Source organism: Pseudomonas lactis (assembly GCF_001439845.1).
GTDB lineage: Bacteria > Pseudomonadota > Gammaproteobacteria > Pseudomonadales > Pseudomonadaceae > Aquipseudomonas > Aquipseudomonas lactis.
In genome coordinates, this window is the sequence record NZ_JYLO01000003.1 from 195,976 (window position 1) to 213,835 (window position 17,860).

The 17,860-nt window shown below is 59.8% G+C and carries 17 protein-coding genes; 6 read left to right on the forward strand and 11 right to left on the reverse strand.

All coding sequences use genetic code 11. From position 1 onward, the window contains the following. The first annotated feature begins 209 nt into the window (after nt 1-209). Together zapE and TX24_RS05955 are read left to right on the forward strand one after the other, a co-directional pair. On the forward strand, nt 210-1,316 hold the full coding sequence (zapE, locus tag TX24_RS05950; RefSeq protein WP_057709893.1) for a cell division protein ZapE: 1,107 nt from the start codon (nt 210-212) through the stop codon (nt 1,314-1,316). Nucleotides 1,317-1,481: 165 nt separating this feature from the next. Beyond that, complete coding sequence (locus TX24_RS05955) at nt 1,482-1,973, forward strand: GNAT family N-acetyltransferase (RefSeq protein ID WP_057709894.1); 492 nt, start codon at nt 1,482-1,484, stop codon at nt 1,971-1,973. Between the two features lie 101 nt (nt 1,974-2,074). On the opposite strand, the gene TX24_RS05960 is transcribed toward TX24_RS05955, so the two are convergent. The 4 genes from TX24_RS05960 to TX24_RS32110 form a co-directional block, all read right to left on the reverse strand. Beyond that, nucleotides 2,075-2,287 (reverse strand): hypothetical protein, encoded by a 213-nt coding sequence (locus tag TX24_RS05960; RefSeq protein ID WP_034135463.1) that lies wholly within the window; start codon nt 2,285-2,287, stop codon nt 2,075-2,077. 142 nt (nt 2,288-2,429) lie between these two features. After that, nucleotides 2,430-4,667, reverse strand: a complete 2,238-nt coding sequence (locus TX24_RS05965; RefSeq protein WP_057709895.1) for a TonB-dependent siderophore receptor — start codon at nt 4,665-4,667, stop codon at nt 2,430-2,432. 128 nt (nt 4,668-4,795) lie between these two features. Further along, on the reverse strand, nt 4,796-6,538 hold the full coding sequence (locus TX24_RS05970) for a phosphoethanolamine transferase CptA (RefSeq protein WP_003190879.1): 1,743 nt from the start codon (nt 6,536-6,538) through the stop codon (nt 4,796-4,798). Between the two features lie 157 nt (nt 6,539-6,695). Continuing rightward, a complete protein-coding gene (locus tag TX24_RS32110) occupies nt 6,696-6,872 on the reverse strand; it encodes a DUF6026 family protein (protein WP_153475996.1) in 177 nt (58 codons plus the stop codon). Nucleotides 6,873-7,131: 259 nt separating this feature from the next. Between TX24_RS32110 and gnd the strand changes: the two genes are divergently transcribed. Genes gnd through TX24_RS05985 form a run of 3 tightly spaced genes read left to right on the forward strand, consistent with a single transcriptional unit; the run spans nt 7,132 to nt 10,456 of the window. After that, nucleotides 7,132-8,115, forward strand: a complete 984-nt coding sequence (gnd, locus tag TX24_RS05975; protein WP_003190882.1) for a phosphogluconate dehydrogenase (NAD(+)-dependent, decarboxylating) — start codon at nt 7,132-7,134, stop codon at nt 8,113-8,115. Next, nucleotides 8,112-9,635 (forward strand): glucose-6-phosphate dehydrogenase, encoded by a 1,524-nt coding sequence (zwf, locus tag TX24_RS05980; protein WP_003190883.1) that lies wholly within the window; start codon nt 8,112-8,114, stop codon nt 9,633-9,635. Before gnd ends, zwf begins: the two co-directional genes overlap by 4 nt. Next, nucleotides 9,632-10,456, forward strand: a complete 825-nt coding sequence (locus TX24_RS05985) for a Cof-type HAD-IIB family hydrolase (protein WP_057709896.1) — start codon at nt 9,632-9,634, stop codon at nt 10,454-10,456. The genes zwf and TX24_RS05985 overlap by 4 nt, the downstream gene beginning before the upstream one ends. Nucleotides 10,457-10,522: 66 nt before the next feature. Here the strand turns inward: TX24_RS05985 and TX24_RS05990 are convergent, their stop codons facing one another. Further along, a complete protein-coding gene (locus tag TX24_RS05990) occupies nt 10,523-10,783 on the reverse strand; it encodes a hypothetical protein (protein ID WP_003190885.1) in 261 nt (86 codons plus the stop codon). Between the two features lie 344 nt (nt 10,784-11,127). Between TX24_RS05990 and TX24_RS05995 the strand changes: the two genes are divergently transcribed. Next, nucleotides 11,128-12,450 carry a sigma-54 dependent transcriptional regulator gene (locus TX24_RS05995; RefSeq protein WP_003190886.1) on the forward strand — a complete coding sequence of 441 codons (1,323 nt, stop codon included), beginning with the start codon at nt 11,128-11,130 and terminating at the stop codon, nt 12,448-12,450. 626 nt (nt 12,451-13,076) lie between these two features. Here TX24_RS05995 and TX24_RS06000 read toward each other — a convergent pair. The 6 genes from TX24_RS06000 to TX24_RS06025 form a co-directional block, all read right to left on the reverse strand. Further along, a complete protein-coding gene (locus TX24_RS06000; protein WP_057709897.1) occupies nt 13,077-14,384 on the reverse strand; it encodes a coiled-coil domain-containing protein in 1,308 nt (435 codons plus the stop codon). A 49-nt stretch (nt 14,385-14,433) separates the two neighbouring features. After that, nucleotides 14,434-15,177, reverse strand: coding sequence for a hypothetical protein (locus TX24_RS06005; RefSeq protein ID WP_057709898.1), 744 nt, complete (start codon nt 15,175-15,177; stop codon nt 14,434-14,436). A 37-nt stretch (nt 15,178-15,214) separates the two neighbouring features. Beyond that, nucleotides 15,215-15,895 carry a C39 family peptidase gene (locus TX24_RS06010; protein ID WP_057709899.1) on the reverse strand — a complete coding sequence of 227 codons (681 nt, stop codon included), beginning with the start codon at nt 15,893-15,895 and terminating at the stop codon, nt 15,215-15,217. A gap of 61 nt (nt 15,896-15,956) precedes the next feature. After that, nucleotides 15,957-16,691 carry a hypothetical protein gene (locus tag TX24_RS06015; protein WP_003190893.1) on the reverse strand — a complete coding sequence of 245 codons (735 nt, stop codon included), beginning with the start codon at nt 16,689-16,691 and terminating at the stop codon, nt 15,957-15,959. Between the two features lie 68 nt (nt 16,692-16,759). After that, nucleotides 16,760-17,311 carry a hypothetical protein gene (locus TX24_RS06020; protein ID WP_003190894.1) on the reverse strand — a complete coding sequence of 184 codons (552 nt, stop codon included), beginning with the start codon at nt 17,309-17,311 and terminating at the stop codon, nt 16,760-16,762. Then, complete coding sequence (locus TX24_RS06025) at nt 17,311-17,769, reverse strand: hypothetical protein (RefSeq protein WP_003190896.1); 459 nt, start codon at nt 17,767-17,769, stop codon at nt 17,311-17,313. Before TX24_RS06025 ends, TX24_RS06020 begins: the two co-directional genes overlap by 1 nt. Between the last annotated feature and the right edge of the window lie 91 nt (nt 17,770-17,860).

Genomic DNA, 17,860 nt, shown 5'->3' on the forward strand with positions numbered 1-17,860 from the left:
GACTGTGAGGCCGTCATCGCAGGCAAGCCAGCTCCCACAGTTGGATCGCGGGGGTGTCAGTTAGATAGGTATAGGCTGTCAGGCCACTATCGCAGGCAAGCCAGCTCCCACAGTTGGATCGTGGGGGGCCAGGTAGATAGGTGTCGGTTGGCAGGCCGTCGCGGGATCAAGCTGAGTACATATCCGGTGTATCAGTCATACTGGCAAGCATGACTTTCGACTCGCCTCTCGCCGCTTATCAACACGCCATCACCCAGCCAGGTTTCGTCGCCGATGACGCCCAGCGCCGGGCGGTCCAAGCCCTGCAAGCCTGTCACGAGGCCTTGCACCAAGGGCGTTCACCGATTGCCGGCGTGTACCTGTGGGGCCCCGTGGGGCGCGGCAAGACCTGGCTGATGGACCAGTTCTACCAAAGCCTGCGCGTGCCGGCGCGGCGCCAGCATTTTCACCACTTCATGGCGTGGGTGCACCAGCGCTTATTCCAGCTCACGGGCACCCATGACCCCTTGCAGGCGCTGGCCCGGGAGCTGAGCCAGGCCGTGCGCGTGCTGTGCTTCGATGAGCTGTTTGTGAATGATATCGGGGATGCGATCATTCTCGGCCGCCTGTTCCAGGTGATGTTCGAGGAAGGCGTGGTGATGGTGTGTACGTCCAACCAGCCGCCCGACCAGTTGTATGCCGATGGCTTTAACCGTGAGCGTTTCCTGCCGGGCATCGATGCGCTCAAGCAGCATATGCAGGTGGTGGCGGTGGACGGTGGCGAGGATCATCGCTTGCATCCCGGCGCTGGCATGCAGCGCTATTGGGTGAATCAATCCGAGGCACTGGCGGCGGTGTTTCAACAATTGAGCCAAGGGCAAACCGTGATCCGCGGGGCAGTAAGCGTAGGGCACCGCTCCATCATGACGGTGCAGGCCAGTGACACCGTGCTTTGGTGCCGTTATGCCGACTTGTGCGAGCAGCCCCTGGCCGCCATGGATTTCATGCTGTTGTGTGATCGCTTCCGCGCCATCCTGCTGGGAGACGTCCCCAACCTCAGTGCACAGAAACGCCCGGGCCGAATTGCCCGTGGCACTGAAGACGGCGCCGAGCGCGTGGTGGCTGGGGATCGAGAGTTGCCGCAGTTGTCGGTGCACGATGACAGCGTACGGCGCTTTATCGCCTTGGTAGACGAATGCTACGACCGCAAGGTGCCGCTCTTTATCGAAGCCCGTGTGCCGCTGCAGCACCTGTACACCGATGGTTACTTGGAATTTCCTTTCCGTCGCACCCTGAGCCGGCTGCAGGAGATGCAACTGCAACGCTTCGCCACCTAGGAAAAATCGCCGCTTGCGGGCTCATTGCGCGCTTTGGTGCGCGCAACCTTCGCACTTTCTGTCAGCTATTTGTCGCGTATCTCCTTCATCTACTGCCGACTCCACGCTTACAATCGCCCCTCTCAAAGGGAAACGATTCCCTGGTTGTCGCTATCGAGGAAGGACATGGACACCCCAGACATCCTGGTGCTGCAAGCCAGCTATACCAACGCCGTGCACGCCGACGCCATTGGCCTGCTGCTCAACCATTACGCTGAAGATCCGATGGGCGGCGGCCACAGCCTGCCAGCCGATCTCTTGCAGCAACTGCCCGCCGAGCTGGCCAAGCGCCCACACGCGTTCAGCGTGCTGGCGTTTGTCGCAGGTGAGCCAGCGGGGTTGGTCAATTGCTTTGAAGGCTTCTCGACCTTCGCCTGCCGGCCCTTGGTCAACGTCCACGATGTGGTGGTGAAGGAGCAATTCCGCGGCTTGGGCTTGAGTCAGAAGATGCTGCAAAAGGTCGAGGAAATCGCCCGGCAGCGTGGTTGCTGCAAGATCACCCTCGAGGTACTGGAAGGCAATGAATTGGCGCAGTCGGCATACCGCAAGTTCGGGTTTGACGACTCAGTGTTTGATCCCGCCCATGGGCGGATGCTGTTCTGGCATAAACCGTTGTAATAAATAACCGGCAAAAAAAGGGCGCCATTCAATGGCGCCCAATAAGCCTTCGCCAACGGAGCAGAATGGCGCAGGGTGCTACGGATTAAGTAAGCATTAAATCAACTGTTCGGTTGTGCCTGATCGACAGTCTCCGATTTAACCGACTTGCCATCGGCGCTGGCAACTTGCTGTTCAGCCTTGCCGTGGGTTTTTTCCTGAATAAAGCTGAAGTTGTTGTAGAACTCCTTGGAGCGTTCTGCACCGCCCTCTGCAAAGGCGGCGGCGGAGGTCAGGGTGATCAGGCTGGCCAGCATCAAGGTCGACATTTTCATCGCGGTATTCCCAATTAAAAGTGATAGGTGTCCGGTCGCTCCGTGATCAGATCATGGAGCGACTATGGCGTTATCTTATTAAGTGGGAATTAACTGAAAGTGCAGTTGAAGTTAACAGTTTCGTTAACTTCAATGTGCGCGGCTACAGCTTCCAATCCAGCGCCAACGTGACGGAACGCGGCTCGCCCCAATACACACCGTTATAAAAACCAACGCGCTCGTAGTATTTCTTATCAAAGAGATTGTTCACGTTGACCGACGCCGAAACCTGTTCATCGAACTGGTAGCGCGACATCAGGTTGACCACGGTGTAGCCCTGCTGCGTGATTTTCGCCCGGGTGGTGATCGGCCGGCCGTCGCTGTTGCGCTGCCCGGTCGGGCGGTTGCTGAAGTCGTAGGTTTCGCTCTGCCAGTTCACGGCGCCGCCGACCGTCAGATTGCGCCAGGCGCCCGGCAGGCGATAGGCGCTGGAGATCTTCAGCAGGTTCAAGGGTTGGCTGGTGTTAGTGCGTTTGTCTGAGCCATTGACCGAATGGGTGTAGGTATAGCCGGCGGTCAGATTCCAGTTTGGCGTGATTTCCCCGGCGGCTTCCAGCTCGAAGCCGTTGACCTTGTTACCTTTGCCGCCGGATTTGTAGTATTCCTCGCCGGTGACCGGATTGGGCGGTACTGAGTCATCTCGCTCGGCGACGTTGTCCTGGGTGCTCCAGAAGTACGCAGCGGCCAGGTTCAAGCGCTCGTTCAGCACACTGCCCTTGAGGCCCACTTCGTAGTTACTGCCGACCACGGGCTCCAGGTACTTCTTGTTGGCATCGCGGTTGTTCTGGGGTTTGAAGATGTCGGTATAGCTGGCGTAAACGGTGTATTGCGGCGTGATGTCGTAGAGCAGGCCGGCGTAGGGCGTCCACATATCATTGTGGGTCTGGCTGGTTTTGCCCGACGCGGTGAGTTGGTCGTTGGCATTGTATTTGGGCTCTGCGCTTTCCAGCTCCCAACTGCCGTAACGGCTGCCCAGCACGGCGTGCAAGCGGTCTGTTAGGCTCAGCCGCGTGGCCAGGTAACCGGCTTTCTGTTGCTTCTTGCTGTGCTCACCCTTCAGGTCGGTCACCTGGTCGGTGAACTTGCCGATGTCGCCCATGTGTTTCCAGTCCTGGATGGGGTAGTAGCTGGCTGGCAGGTCGCTGCGCATGAAGGGCGAGACATCCCGTTGGGCGGCTTCGCCATAGCCCATCATCAGCGCGTGTTCGCGGCCCAGCAGCGTGTAGTTGCCGGCCAGGTTGAGGTCGATGGCCTCCATGCGCGAGGTGCCGCGCATATGGCTGGCCCAGGCTGTCATGCCGCTGCGGTCGGGGTTAGGGAAACCGGCGCCGCCGTAATACACCTTGCCATCGGTGTCGCTCTGGCGATGGGTGTAGGCGGCCTTCAAGTGCCAGTCGCCGCCGAGCCGATGGTCGAGGGTGGCGAAGGTGGTCTTGTCGGTCAGTGGCCAGGAGCTCCAGTGCGCCGCCATGTTGGTGGAGCGGGGTAGCCTGGCCTTGCCGCCCTGGCTGTTCCAGTAGGGCACGGTGCCCCAGGAGGTGCCCTGTACCTGTTTGTCCTGGTAATCAAAGCCGACGGCCAGCACGGTATCGTCGGAAAGATCAGCCTCGAGGATGCCGTAGCCCACTGCCCGCTGCAGCCCATAGTTGTCACGAAAGGACCGACTGTCGCGGTAGGCCAGCACGCTGCGCCCGCGCAGCTTGCCGTCGAACGCCAGCGGGCCGCCCACATCAACGTAGCTGTAGTAGTTGTCATGGCTGGCGCCACTGATGCCGGTCTTGGCCTGCCACTGCGCGGTAGGGCGCTTGCGCACCATGTTGACGGTGGCCGAAGGGTCGCCTGCGCCCGTGGTCAGGCCCGTCGCGCCGCGCACTACTTCGATGCGGTCGTAGATGATGGTGTCGGCGTCGGTCTTCATGTAGCCGAAGGTGTTGAGCATGCCGTCAACCTGGAAGTTGTTGATGCCATAGCCTCGGGCGGAGTAGTAGACACGATCGGAGTCGTAATGCTGAACGTTGACGCCCGTGGTCTGGCGCAACACCTCCGTCAGGGTATTAAGATTGAAGTCGTCCATCTGCTGGCGTGTGACCACCGAGATCGATTGCGGGGTTTCCTTGACGGAGAGGTTCAGCCGCGTGGCGGTGCTCATCGAACCGGTGGTGTAGGCGCCGGTATGCTCGGTGGTGGAGCCCAGGCCGTCGGCGCTGATAGTGGTCGCGCCCAGTTCCAAGGCTTGGGTAGGGGCTGTTTCGGGGGTGGTGTCGGCCAGCGAATCCGGGCTCAGTGCCAGGCTGAACAGGCCGAGGGTGAAGGTCATGGAACGGGTGAAGGGCGCGAACATCACTGCAGACTCCTTGTCGTCTTTGATACCTCCCCAGGCAGGGAGGGCATGGTTCAAAGACGAAAGGAGCTGCGGAACTTTAGGCTCAAACGAGAATGATTGTTATCTTTCTGTTACAAGGCCCTGGCTTACTTGGCCACCACTTCGGCGCCGTCGGCCTTCTTGGGCTTGATCAGGCTGAAGTCGATCAGCGCCTTCTGCTTGGTCTCGTAAGGGTTGCCGATCAACAGCGGGCGTGGCTTGAAGCTGTCGCTCACCAGGCTCTTGCTGTGGTCCAGTTCGTCGAAACTCAAGCCTGCCATGTCGGCCCAGGTGTGGATCAACTGCGAACTGCTGTAAGGCCGCTGCAAGTCGCCGGCAAAGCTCCAGTCGTGGCTTTCGCGCCATTTTGGCGAGGCGTAGGCCATGAACGGGATGGTGTACATCGGCGCAGTCGGCTTGCCTTCGTTACGGCCCAAGGTGTCATGGCCGGCGGAGTCGAACACGTCTTCACCGTGGTCCGACAGGTACAGCAAAAAGCCGTTGGGGTCGGTCTTGGCGTAGTCCTTGATCAGGCTGGAGACCACGAAGTCGTTGTACAGCACGGCGTTGTCATAGCTGTTGTAGGTCGGCAACTGCGCATCGCTGACACCCGCCGGCACGCCCTGGCGGTCGGTGAACTTGTCGAAGGTTGGCGGGTAGCGGTACTGGTAGCTCATGTGGGTGCCCAGCAGGTGCACCACGATGAACTTGCGCTCGGCGGTATCGGCCAGGGCCTTGGAAAACGGCGCCAGTACATCGCCGTCGTACTGACGGGCGTTCTGGTTGCGGTTGTTGTTGAGGTACACCTGCTCGTCGGCCTGTTCGGAAAAGGTCGTGAGCATGGTGTTGCGTTTGGTCATGGTCTGCTGGTTGGTGATCCAGAAGGTCTTGTAGCCAGCCTGTTTCATCACGCTGACAATCGACGGCGTCTTGAGGTACAGGTCCGGGTTTTCTTCGTCGGCGAAGGTCAGCACCTGTTGCAGTGCTTCAATGGTGTACGGGCGCGGGGTGATGACGTTATCGAACACGGCCAACTGGTCGCGCAGCTTGTCCAGTTCCGGCGTGGTGTTGCGCGGGTAGCCGTAGAGGCTCATGCGCTGGCGGTTGGTGGACTCGCCGATCACCAATACGAGTGTGGACGGCTGGCCGGCCATGCTGTCCTTGAGGTTGTTCAAGGGTGGGATCTTGCTCGCACTGGTGAGCATGCCTTGCATGTTGTCCAACTGCTCGGTGTAGCGACGGTAGGCGACGATCATCTGCCAAGGCACGGCAGGCTCGATGCGGGTTTCGAAACGGTCGATGGCCAATTCCATGGTTTCGCTGGTGGCGATCTGCTTGACCAGTGGGTAGCCCACCACTGCCAGGACGATGGCAATGGCTGCCACGATCGACTGACCGCGCGGCAGGTACACCGGGCGCAAGCGCGTCCACAGAAAGATGGCGAAGGCGGTGTGGGCAATGAACGCCAGCACGATCCACCAGGCAAAGTATTGGGTGGCGTATTCGCCGGCTTCAGAGATGTTCGACTCGAACATGATGAAGATGACGCTCTGGGAGAACTCCTGCTGGTAAATGAAGAAATAACCCAGGCTCGCCATAGAGCAAGCCCACAGCACCACGCCGATCAAGGCGGCGAGCAGGCGCGTACGACGCGGGAATAGCAACATCGGCGCCAGCCACAGCGCACTCATGAAGAAGGCCTGGCGGAAGCCACTGAAGCCGGAGGTGCCGGTCAGTTGGATAAGAAGTTGGGTAATACCCGAGAAATACCAGAAAAACAGGAATAACCAGCCAAGGCCGGCCCAATCAAAGCCTTTCGCAGTCGTCGTGCTGCGTTTGAACATCGCCATCCAGCGCCCCATCAGAAAAAGATTGTCGCGCACAGGCGCGCAACATCGGGCCGCCCAGGAAGTGAGCGGCATCGCGGAACGGGAGTATCAAGAGGGGAGTGTGAAAACTTTGTGAGTTTTCTGTAGGTATTGCCTTACAAGGCTACTGGCGCGGGCTTCAGCACAGCGCAGGCTTGGCATCCGACGGCTGATCGAGATGGGCTTGAAGGTGTGAACGCAGGCGCAGGACTTCCTGTTGCAACTGATCACGCTCGTCTTTCAACTGGCGCAGTTCATCGCGACGGATAGTGACGTAGAGGGTCTGTGGCGGACGGGTCATCTGTGCTGTGCTCATTGCTTACCTCGCAAATAGCCGGTAGATCGCGGTGCCAAAACAGGTTTTTGGCAACAGTCGGAAGCAAGTTTGAATTCTTTTTCGCTGCAAGGGAACTTTTTTATTTTTGGTGGTCGTGTGACTTTTGCCGGGGTGATGGTGAAACGATGGCAACTTTTTTGTCATGAAACTACACGGATCCGCTCTGGACTAACCCTCATTAGCCTCATTGCGCTATAAACTATGTCACACATTTTTTAGAAGTTAGGAGCATCAGCACATGCAACTGGGGATTATCGGACTAGGCCGCATGGGCGGTAACATTGCGCGGCGCCTGATGCTCAATGGGCATACCACCGTTGTATACGACCGTAACGAAGCCTTCGTCAAAGCCCTGAGCGAGGAGGGCGCCACCGGCGTCGCCGACTTGAAAGCGCTGGTGGCCGGCCTGCAAAAGCCTCGCGCTGTCTGGGTGATGTTGCCGGCGGGCGCGCCCACCGAAGACACCATCAACGTGCTGAGCGAACTGCTGGAAGACGGTGATGTGATCATCGACGGCGGCAACACCAACTACAAGGACGACGTGCGTCGCGGCAAGGCCCTGGCTGAAAAGGGCCTGCACTATGTGGACGTGGGCACCTCAGGCGGCGTCTGGGGCCTGGAGCGTGGCTATTGCATGATGATCGGTGGCGACACCGAGACCGTGAATCGCCTCGACCCGATCTTCAAAAGCCTGGCGCCGGGCCTGGGTAACATCCCGCGCACCAAGGACCGTTCGGCCTCTGCCGACCCACGTGCCGAGCAGGGTTACATCCACGCCGGCCCAGCGGGTTCGGGCCACTTCGTCAAGATGATCCACAACGGCATCGAGTACGGGATGATGCAGGCGTTTGCCGAAGGTTTTGACATCCTCAAGACCAAGAACTCGGAGAACCTGCCAGAAGACCAGCGCTTTGACCTCAACGTTGGCGACATCGCTGAAGTCTGGCGTCGTGGCAGCGTGGTGTCGTCCTGGCTGCTGGACCTGACCGCCGACGCCCTGGCCACCGACCCGAAACTCGACGGCTACTCAGGCTCCGTGGCCGACAGCGGTGAAGGCCGTTGGACTATCGAAGCGGCCATGGAGCAGGCGGTGCCGGTTCCAGTGTTGTCGACCTCGCTGTTCGCGCGTTTCCGTTCCCGCCAGCAGAGCACCTACGGTGACAAAATGCTGTCTGCCATGCGCTTCGGCTTTGGTGGCCATGTGGAGACTTCCAAAAAATGACCGCCAACGGCAAAAAACCCAAGGCCGAACCTGCTCCACCCACCACGTTGTTTCTGTTTGGCGCCCATGGCGACCTGGTCAAGCGCCTGCTCATGCCGGCGCTGTACAACCTGAGCCGCGACGGGTTGCTGGGCGATGGCCTGCGTATTGTCGGCGTTGATCACAACGCCATCAGCGATGCGGACTTTGCCAAGAAACTCGAAGACTTTATTCGTACCGAAGCCTCCAGCAAGGTCCGGGGCAATGCCGAAAACGCCCTCGACCCTGCGTTGTGGGCGCAATTGGCCAAGGGCATCAGCTACGTCGAGGGCGATTTCCTCGACGACAGCACCTATGCCGATATCGCCAGCAAGATCGCTGACAGCGGCACCGGCAATGCAGTGTTCTACCTCGCCACTGCACCGCGCTTCTTCAGTGAGGTGGTGCAGCGCCTGGGCAGTGCCGGCTTGTTGAATGAAACCGACGATGGCTTTCGCCGCGTGGTCATCGAGAAGCCGTTCGGCTCCGACCTGGCCACCGCCGAGGCGCTCAACGCCTGCCTGCTCAAGGTGATGAGCGAGAAGCAGATCTACCGCATCGACCATTACCTGGGCAAGGAGACGGTGCAGAACATCCTGGTCAGCCGTTTCTCCAACGTGCTGTTCGAAGCGTTCTGGAACAACCACTACATCGATCACGTGCAAATTACTGCCGCTGAAACCGTCGGCGTGGAAACCCGGGGCAACTTCTTCGAGAAGACCGGCACGCTGCGGGACATGGTGCCCAACCACCTGTTCCAGTTGCTGGCGATGGTTGCCATGGAACCGCCGGCAGCCTTTGGTGCCGACGCGGTGCGGGGTGAGAAGGCCAAAGTGGTCGGTGCGATCCGCCCCTGGTCGCTGGAAGATGCGCGGGCCAACTCGGTGCGCGGCCAATACACCGCCGGAGAAATTGCCGGCAAGCCATTGCCCGGTTATCGCGAAGAAGCCAACGTCGCGCCCGACAGCAGCACCGAGACCTTCGTCGCGCTGAAAGTGATGATTGATAACTGGCGTTGGGTCGGTGTGCCGTTTTACCTGCGTACCGGCAAGCGCATGAGCATCCGCGACACCGAGATTGTGATCTGCTTCAAGCAGGCGCCGTATGCGCAATTTCGCGATACCGAAGTCGATGAGCTCAAGCCCACTTACCTGAAGATTCAGATCCAGCCGAACGAAGGCATGTGGTTCGACCTGTTGGCCAAGCAGCCTGGGCCGACCCTGGAGATGGCCAATATCGAATTGGGCTTTGACTACAAGGACTTCTTCGAAATGCAGCCGTCGACGGGCTACGAAACCCTGATCTATGACTGCATGACCGGCGACCAGACCCTGTTCCAGCGTGCCGACAACATCGAGAACGGTTGGCGTGCAGTGCAGCCGTTCCTGGATGCGTGGAAGCAAGATGACGGTATCCAGGCTTACAAGGCGGGTGAGGATGGTCCGGCGGCGGCCGATGCCTTGCTGGCCCGCGATGGCCGCGCTTGGCATAGCCTCGGATGAGTGACGCGACGATTCATCCCATCCGGTTTGTCCTCAGTGATGTGGACGGGACGCTATTGCATCCCGACCACAGCCTCAGCCAACGCACCGCCGATGCCATTCGCGCGATGCGCGAGACCGGGGTGCTTTTCAGTCTGGCCAGCGGGCGTCCGCCCAAGGCCATGCGGCATTTGATCGAAACCTTCGGTATTGATGTGCCGGTGGCGGGCTTCAATGGCGGCACGTTGGTCAACCCGGATGGCAGCATCCTGGTTGCCCACCATCTGCCGGCGGAAGCGGCACTGATCACCCTGGCGCTGTTTTCGGCCGAGTCGGACGTGGAAGTCTGGGTGTTTGCCGATGGTGACTGGCTGCGCCGTGATCCGCCCGGGCCCATGGTGCAGCGCAAAGCTGATGGCTTGGGCTATGGGCCGGTGGTGGTAGAGAGTTTCGAGCCGTACCTGGACCGGGTCGACAAGATCGTCGCCGCTAGCAACAACACCCAGTTGTTGGTGGAGCTTGAAGCGCAATTGCAGCCCAAAGTGCAGGGGTTGGCCCAGGTGTCGCGTTCGCAACCGGTGTACCTGGACGTGACCGCGATGCTGGCCAACAAAGGCGAAGCCTTGAAAACCCTGGCCGAGCACCTGGGCGTGCCGCTTGCGCAAACGGCCGCGATTGGCGACGGTGGCAATGACCCGGCGATGTTTCATGTGGCGGGGTTGTCGATTGCCATGGGCCAGGCCGAAGAAACCGTCAAGCGCCAGGCCAATGTGGTCACCGGCAGTAATGTCGAGGACGGCGCTGCCGAGGCGTTCGAGCGTTTTATTCTCACCGCACGTTAATGACTGACGTATGACTGCACAACTTCCAGCTCAAGTTTTACTTGGGCTGGAAGTTGCTGCATGCAATTACTTCGGCATTGCCCACTGTTGCAACTGGTGGCCCTCTTTATCGAGCTCGGCACGGGCCTGCAACAATAGGTTTTCAAGTTGAGCCGGGTCGGTATACGCAGTGGAGGACAGCTGTTTGCTGCCGATGCGGGTGTTGGTACGGTCGATGACGCTCAGGCTGAGGGCGCCAACGCCATCGTGCCAGGCCACGCACTGAAAGGGCTGGAAAGCACGGTCTGCAATCAAAAGAGCTTCGTTGATGCGCAGCGGAGCGTTCATTTGGGTCTTCTCTCTGTATGCCCATTCAAGTGAGTACCGGCGGTTGGGCTGACCGTGCGGTGGGTTACTTGTACTGATGCACGATGGTGGGGTGCGGGTCACATGCTAGGGCAAGAAATTTTAACTTTCCCTGATTGACGTCATGTAAGCGGCTGTTTTGAAAGCGCAATAAGCCTTTCACTGGCGGGCAACTTCGGGCGCGCTACGAAACAGGCATGGCTTTTTGCCCACACTTATAGCGAAATGGTACAAGGTCAGCGTCAAGATCTTGCTAGGGTTACCAGCAGTCGCCACAAACTGTTGTTTCTAAATAACTTTAACAATCTTGGCGCCAAGGAATAGTCATGATTGCGACGCCCCCCCAACGCCGCTTACTGGTGGTCGACCCCTGTGACGACTGCCACGGGCTCTTGCCCGGTTTACGCACCGCCGGCTGGGAAGTGGACAGCTGTGCCCTGGAGGCGGTGGGTGAGCGCTCCTGCGATGTGGGCCTGCTGCGTTTGCAACGTGACCACCTGGAACGCCCCGAAGCGGTCAAGGAGTTGATTGGTCGCAGCGGCACCGAGTGGATCGCCGTGCTCAGCCAGGATGTACTGCGTTTGCAGAACGTCGGCGATTTTGTCTGCGAATGGTTCTTCGACTTCCACACCTTGCCCTTCGATGTGTCCCGGGTGCAGGTGACCCTGGGCCGTGCGTTCGGCATGGCGCGCCTGCGTGGCAAGGGCTACGCGCCGGTGGATGAGCCCCACGAATTGCTGGGCGAGAGCCGCCCCATTCGTGAGTTGCGCAAGTTGTTGTCCAAGCTGGCGCCGACGGAATCCCCGGTGTTGATCCGCGGTGACAGTGGCACGGGTAAAGAGTTGGTGGCCAAGACTTTGCACCGCCAATCCCAACGGCACGCCAAGCCGTTTGTCGCGATCAATTGCGGCGCTATCCCTGAGCACCTGATCCAGTCCGAGCTGTTCGGCCACGAAAAAGGCGCGTTTACCGGCGCTCACCAGCGCAAGATCGGGCGTATTGAAGCGGCCAACGGCGGCACGCTGTTCCTCGATGAAATTGGCGATCTGCCGATGGAGCTGCAAGCCAACTTGTTGCGCTTTCTTCAGGAAAAGCACATCGAACGCGTCGGCGGCAGCCAGCCGATACCGGTGGATGTACGCGTGTTGGCCGCCACTCACGTCAACCTTGAGGCCGCGGTGGAGAAGGGCGCGTTTCGCGAAGACCTGTATTACCGCCTGAATGTCCTGCAAGTGGTCACCGCGCCGTTGCGTGAACGCCATGGCGACGTGGCGATGCTGGCCAACCATTTTTCACGTTTCTATAGCCAGGAAACCGGGCGGCGCCCGCGCAGTTTCAGCGAAGAGGCCTTGGTGGCGATGGGGCAACACCCGTGGCCGGGCAATGTGCGTGAACTGGCCAACCGCGTGCGCCGCGGCCTGGTGCTGGCCGAAGGGCGGCAGATCGAAGCGGTTGACCTGGGGCTGCAAGGCCAGCAGGTTATTTCGGCACCGATGGCAACACTGGAAGACTACAAACACCGCGCCGAACGCCAAGCGCTGTGCGATGTGCTCAACCGGCACAGCGACAACCTCAGTGTCGCAGCCCGCGTGCTGGGGATTTCCCGGCCGACATTCTACCGGTTGCTGCACAAACACCAGATCCGCTAGGGCGGGTAGACCCAACGTGGGAGCAGGCCTGCGAAAGCGGTGGTTCAGTTAAAGCTTCAGTGGCTGACATACCGCCTTCGCGAGCAAGCCCGCTCCCACAGGGGATCTGTGCCAGGCGCTGATTCTGTGGGCAATGCATGGCCAATGTGGGAGCTGGCTTGCCTGCGAAAGCGGTGGTTCAGTTAAATACTCAGTGACTGACACACCGCTTTCGCGGGCAAGCCCGCTCCCACAGGGGATCTGTGTCAGGCGCTGATTCTGTGGGCAATGCATGGCCAATGTGGGAGCTGGCTTGCCTGCGAAAGCGGTGGTTCAGTTAAATATTCAGTGACTGACACACCGCTTTCGCGAGCAAGCCCGCTCCCACAGGGGATCTGTGCCAGGCGCTGATTCTGCAGGCAATGCATGGCCAATGTGGGAGCTGGCTTGCCTGCGAAAGCGGTGGTTCAGTTAAATATTCAGTGACTGACACACCGCTTTCGCGAGCAAGCCCACTCCCACAGGGGATCTGTGCCAGGCGCTGATTCTGTGGGCAATGCATGGCCAATGTGGGAGCTGGCTTGCCTGCGAAAGCGGTAGTGCAGTCACAGATGCAGCAACTGACACAACGCCTGCGGGCAAGCCAATCAGAAGTAATACGGGAATTTCAGGCTGAACGTAAAGTCCGGCGCATCATCGGTCATGCCGATCGCCAGGTTCGGCACGATGGTCAGGTTATCCGAGGCGGCAATGGTCATGCCCACGTTGAAATAGCCGGCGTTGGCATCGCTGGACACCACCGATTGCCAGTCGCCGCCATCCGGCTTGAGCTTGCTCTTGCGTTGCACCAGGTCGGACACCGAGAACGACATGCTCATCTTCTCGTTCAAGGCAAACGCTACGCCGACCCCGAACTGGAAGCTGTCGCCCAGGCGCACCTTGCCTCCCACCTTCTGATTGACTTCACTGCTGATGTCATCGAAAGAGTCTTCAAAGTTGTGGGTGTACGACAACGAACCGAACAACACGGCCGGGTCGAAGGTCTTGACCAGGGAAATGCCCGGCGTAACAGACCAGACCCCGTTACCCGTCGGCAGGCTTTCGGGCACGTAGAGGTTGTCGTTGTTCGGTTGCTTGACCAGTTTGATGCCGAAAGGCTCCTTGCCCGTCGGTGCCTTGACGCGCACGGACACCACCGCATCCGGCAAGGTCGGGGTTTCGTCGAGGAACTTGTAGGCCACGCCAAAGTTGGCATCGCCGATGGTCGGGTCGCGGGTCACGGAGCCTTCGGAGGTGGCCGTGGCGTCGTTGCCGGCGCCGCCCGACTGGTAGGTGGACTCGCGGTACACCACCGGCACGTTCAGGTCGAACTGCCAGCGGTTGTCGACGTTGTAGCGCCCGGTGAGGTCCAGGGTCCAGCTGTCGGACTTGATCCGGTCCAGGTTGATGTTGCCCAGGAAGATCGAGTCCAGCGCCAGGAAACCATTGAGCGTCAACTGGCGCGCGTCATAACGGGCATACGTGATGCCGGTTTCCACGCTGAACTTGCCGTTGCCGAAAAAGCCGCTGGCTTCGTTGTACAGGTTGCTCACACTTTGCGCAGGGGCCGAGTCGTCCTTGAGGGCCTGGCCGTAGGAGCTGCCACCTCCGCCAGCGCCTCCGGACGCCGCGGCTGCGCCCGTACCGCTGGCCGCGACAGCGTTAGCGCCGTTCTTGAAGTCGGCAGGTGATTTAGCCAGGCGCCTGGGGGCAGGCGTTGCCGGTTGGTCCTCGACCTGGCGCACACGTTGCTCCAGCACCGCCAGAGCTTTTTGCTGCACGTCGTAACGTTGCTTGAGTTCCAGCAGTTCCTTCTTCAGGGTTTCGATGTCAGCGTCTGGCGCGGCATACAGTACGGATGCGGGCAAGAGCGTACTCAAACAAACCACCGCACGTAGCGATAACGATCGATGCATGAAATAAGCCGTCCTTTTCTAATGCGTAAGTGTCGAGGGTCAGCGTAGTTCAATAACCGAGCGTGCGTAGGCCTTTAAGTTGATCCAGGTTGCAGTTCAACGCGGCGTTGTTCAGCCCGTTATTGTTCATCACGACATTGATCTGGGTGATGTTTCTGACAAGGTTGCTATCGCCGGTCAAAACCGTGCCCTGCAGCACGTTCCCCGCGCCGATCTGTTGCAGGCTGTTGCCCTGGTTGTGATTGGCCTGGATGGCCATCTGCACGCCGCCACTGTTGGCCGAAACGCTGACACGGCCCGCGGCGCTGTCGCCGGTCACTGTGCCGCCAGCCACCAGCACCTGGCCGGACTGCAGGTTATTGGCGGGGGTAACCCCATTCTCGACGTTGATGCCCACATTGTTGTAGGCGGCGTTGCCATCGCCGGCGGTGCGCACACTTTGGGTCACGCCCTGGCCGCTGCCGAGGCCGGCACCCCCGACCACATTGCCGGTGCCCGTGTTGGGAGGGGTACCGGTACCGGTCGAGCCGGTGGTTTGCACATAGAACTGAGGAGTAATGGTGGTTTTATCGATCTGCATGTTGGCCGTGCCGGTAATGTTGCTACCTTCGGCATTGGTCCAGGTGCTGCTCATGACAATGCCAAAGCTGATGATGCGCCCCGGCATCACGTAACGGCCACGCAGCTCGGCCATTTCGGCGTCCTTGAGTTCGATGGGCTTGAACCCCGAGGACGCATAAGCAGGCATTGAGGCGGCCAGACACAAGACCGTCAGCCAACGGGAAGTGTTCATCTGCTGCTCCTGGGGCGTCCTGCCCCTTATTGCGCTTCTAGAAGAAGTCGCTCTGGATAAAACCGAAATCCATCAGCTCGGCATCGCCCACGGGCCGGAACTCATTCATCTGGCTCTTGGCGGTCAGCGGCAGGGGCGGGTCGAGCAACACGTTGGCCTTGTCGTAACCCTCGCCCAGTACGGCGAAGACAATGCCATTCCAGCCTTTGACGAAATCGTCATGGGAATAGCGCTTGTGGCCCAATACGGGGTCGCCGATGTACACCCAGTCCTTGTCGGCCCGTTGCAACACCACGAAGTGCTTGTAGCCGCGGATTTCCAGCAGCACCACCACGGGGATTTTCACGGTCAGCAGGGTCTCGGGCGCGATCTTGTAGCCCCGGGCACGCATGCCGATGCTTTCGAGGTAGCGCTTCATGTCGAGCATGGAAAAACCCTGAGTTCGTACCAGGTCCTGGTCGGCGGTGACCAGCATGCCTTTGATGATGTGTGCTTCGTCGACGTCCAGCCAATAGGCCTGGCGCAGGATGGTGGCGAGTGCCGCGGCACCGCAGCTGAAATCGGTTTTCTGTTCCACCAGGTTGGCGAACCTGCGTTCACGGATGCTCTCGACCTTCTTGAAAATCACCGCACCACCGGGCATGGCGGAAACCGCCATGGTGCCTGCCCAGGTCGTGCCGGTGAGCAACATCAAGAGGGTGAGGGTCGCGATACGCATGATCGAATGACCTGTTGGACACTGGAAAAAAAAAGGGCCTTGTCGCCAAGGCCCCGTTGGATCAGAAGCGCACGCCGCTGGCGCAGACGCTGCAACCTTGGCCGATCGACAGGCTGTTGCTGCCTTGGTTGCCCGCACCGGATTGCAGGTTGACACCTACGTTGCCGGAGTTGCGGTTAACCGAGTTGTCGAGGCTTGCGTTGTTGGACACGTATTGAGGCTTGCCATAACCATGGCTGCTGGCGGCCGTGTTCAGGTAGCTGTTGTTGAGAGAGTTCTGCTCGGTGTTGGAGGCCGCTGCGATGTTCTTGCCGTCAGCGGTGGTGATGGCCAGGTTGTTTTTACCCTGGTTGCCCTGGCCGGCCTGGCCGTTGTAACCCACGTTGCCGGAGTTGCCGGTGATGGAGCCGTCCAGGGAGGCGTTGTTTTGCGTGCCTTTATTGACGAAGTTGTTATGCGAGCTGCCTTGGTCGACATCAATCACGGCAAACACGGTGGCGAAGTCGCCTTTGGCACTGGAGATGGCGCCGGCGTTGTCAGCCTGGTTGCCGGAACCTGATTGTGCGTTGACCCCGACATTACCGCTGTTGCTATTTACCGAGTTGTCGGCTGATGCGTTGTTCTCGGTGTTGGTGTCGTCGAATTTGTTGTGTTCGCTTTTTTGCACATCGGTGACGACAGCGGCCACGGTACCGGTGGGTTGTGGGGTTGGATGCCAGCCACCCGCTTGAGCAGCAGCAGCCATGAGTGCGGCGAGAGCGAAAACCATTGGTTTCAGAGCCATTTGAGGTTTCATGGTGTTTCTCCTTGCTTCTAATTAGTTGGTTAAGTGTTGGTACGGTCTAACGAACGTCTACCAAGCGGTTACTTGATAGTGATGCCCAGGGTGTTAGCCACTCGGTTCCCCACCCCGGCACTCTGGTTCACCTGTGTCACTCCTCGGCTGCCGGTGAAGGCCTGGTCGCTGGTCACGACCTGGCGGCTGCCAGTGGTGGGGGTGAGCCCTGAGTCGGTTGCCAGCGTCGTCGTGTTCTGTTGCAACAGGACGCTGTCATCGATGCTCTGCGGGCCAGGGTTGAGGCTGATCCGCACAGCGTTGATGGATTGGTTATTGGCCCCGGCCGCCTGGTTGATGCCCAGCACACCGTTGCCACTGCTGAATGAGTTGCCCTGGATCGCTGCCTTGGCGTTCAGGGACGGGTCGACCTTGCCGTCGACGCGCTGAATGTCGACGTTGGTGGCCTGGCCACCGAGCGCGATGGCGCGACTGTTGGACATTTGTTGCTGGTTGCCGGCGGCCTGGTTGACCGACAGCACACCGTCGTACTGCTGGCCGCTGTTGTTGATCACGGCAGTGTTGTCGGCCATGGCCGTGGCGCTGCCCAGCAGGGCGACTATCAACAGGGCGCGCTTCATCACTTGCCCCCCATCATGCTGCCGAGATTGTTGAGCGGCGCCATGCCACGCTGGATCGAGTCGCTGATCTGCCCGCCCATGCTGCTGCCGCTGCCCGCACCGTGGCCGGCCGCTGCGCCAGCGCCAATTGTCGACATGCTGTTTTGGGTGGCGCCCAGGCCCGACAAGCTGCCATTGGGCTGAAGGGTGCGGGCAAGGCTGGAACCACTGCTGATGCCGCCAATGTCCCTGTCGCTGAGTTCGCCGGTCAGGGCGCTGTTGATCTCTTTGCTGGGGTTGGCATTGGCAGTGTTGGGGTAGGGGTCGGGCAGCGAGGTACGCCCATACATATGGCCTTGCACGGTGCGCCCGGTCACGATCACGCCGTCACCTGCCTGGCTCGTCAGGCTGACACCGGCACTGAGCACACAGCTGATCAGAAGTACGTTTATCGACGAGGCGTGTGTGAGTGTGTTCACGGCGGCAGTCCTTATTCTTCACGCTGACCCTAAACAGCGTTATCAGGGAAGGAGCAGGAGGCGTGCCGCTTTTTATTAGATGTTGTTATTC

What these genes read in the sequence shown, in the direction of transcription:
- zapE (WP_057709893.1), top strand. Translation starts at nt 210, where the DNA reads ATGACTTTCGACTCGCCTCTCGCCGCTTATCAACACGCCATCACCCAG.
- TX24_RS05955 (WP_057709894.1), top strand. Translation starts at nt 1,482, where the DNA reads ATGGACACCCCAGACATCCTGGTGCTGCAAGCCAGCTATACCAACGCC.
- TX24_RS05960 (WP_034135463.1), bottom strand. Translation starts at nt 2,287, where the DNA reads ATGAAAATGTCGACCTTGATGCTGGCCAGCCTGATCACCCTGACCTCC.
- TX24_RS05965 (WP_057709895.1), bottom strand. Translation starts at nt 4,667, where the DNA reads ATGTTCGCGCCCTTCACCCGTTCCATGACCTTCACCCTCGGCCTGTTC.
- TX24_RS05970 (WP_003190879.1), bottom strand. Translation starts at nt 6,538, where the DNA reads ATGGCGATGTTCAAACGCAGCACGACGACTGCGAAAGGCTTTGATTGG.
- TX24_RS32110 (WP_153475996.1), bottom strand. Translation starts at nt 6,872, where the DNA reads ATGAGCACAGCACAGATGACCCGTCCGCCACAGACCCTCTACGTCACT.
- gnd (WP_003190882.1), top strand. Translation starts at nt 7,132, where the DNA reads ATGCAACTGGGGATTATCGGACTAGGCCGCATGGGCGGTAACATTGCG.
- zwf (WP_003190883.1), top strand. Translation starts at nt 8,112, where the DNA reads ATGACCGCCAACGGCAAAAAACCCAAGGCCGAACCTGCTCCACCCACC.
- TX24_RS05985 (WP_057709896.1), top strand. Translation starts at nt 9,632, where the DNA reads ATGAGTGACGCGACGATTCATCCCATCCGGTTTGTCCTCAGTGATGTG.
- TX24_RS05990 (WP_003190885.1), bottom strand. Translation starts at nt 10,783, where the DNA reads ATGAACGCTCCGCTGCGCATCAACGAAGCTCTTTTGATTGCAGACCGT.
- TX24_RS05995 (WP_003190886.1), top strand. Translation starts at nt 11,128, where the DNA reads ATGATTGCGACGCCCCCCCAACGCCGCTTACTGGTGGTCGACCCCTGT.
- TX24_RS06000 (WP_057709897.1), bottom strand. Translation starts at nt 14,384, where the DNA reads ATGCATCGATCGTTATCGCTACGTGCGGTGGTTTGTTTGAGTACGCTC.
- TX24_RS06005 (WP_057709898.1), bottom strand. Translation starts at nt 15,177, where the DNA reads ATGAACACTTCCCGTTGGCTGACGGTCTTGTGTCTGGCCGCCTCAATG.
- TX24_RS06010 (WP_057709899.1), bottom strand. Translation starts at nt 15,895, where the DNA reads ATGCGTATCGCGACCCTCACCCTCTTGATGTTGCTCACCGGCACGACC.
- TX24_RS06015 (WP_003190893.1), bottom strand. Translation starts at nt 16,691, where the DNA reads ATGAAACCTCAAATGGCTCTGAAACCAATGGTTTTCGCTCTCGCCGCA.
- TX24_RS06020 (WP_003190894.1), bottom strand. Translation starts at nt 17,311, where the DNA reads ATGAAGCGCGCCCTGTTGATAGTCGCCCTGCTGGGCAGCGCCACGGCC.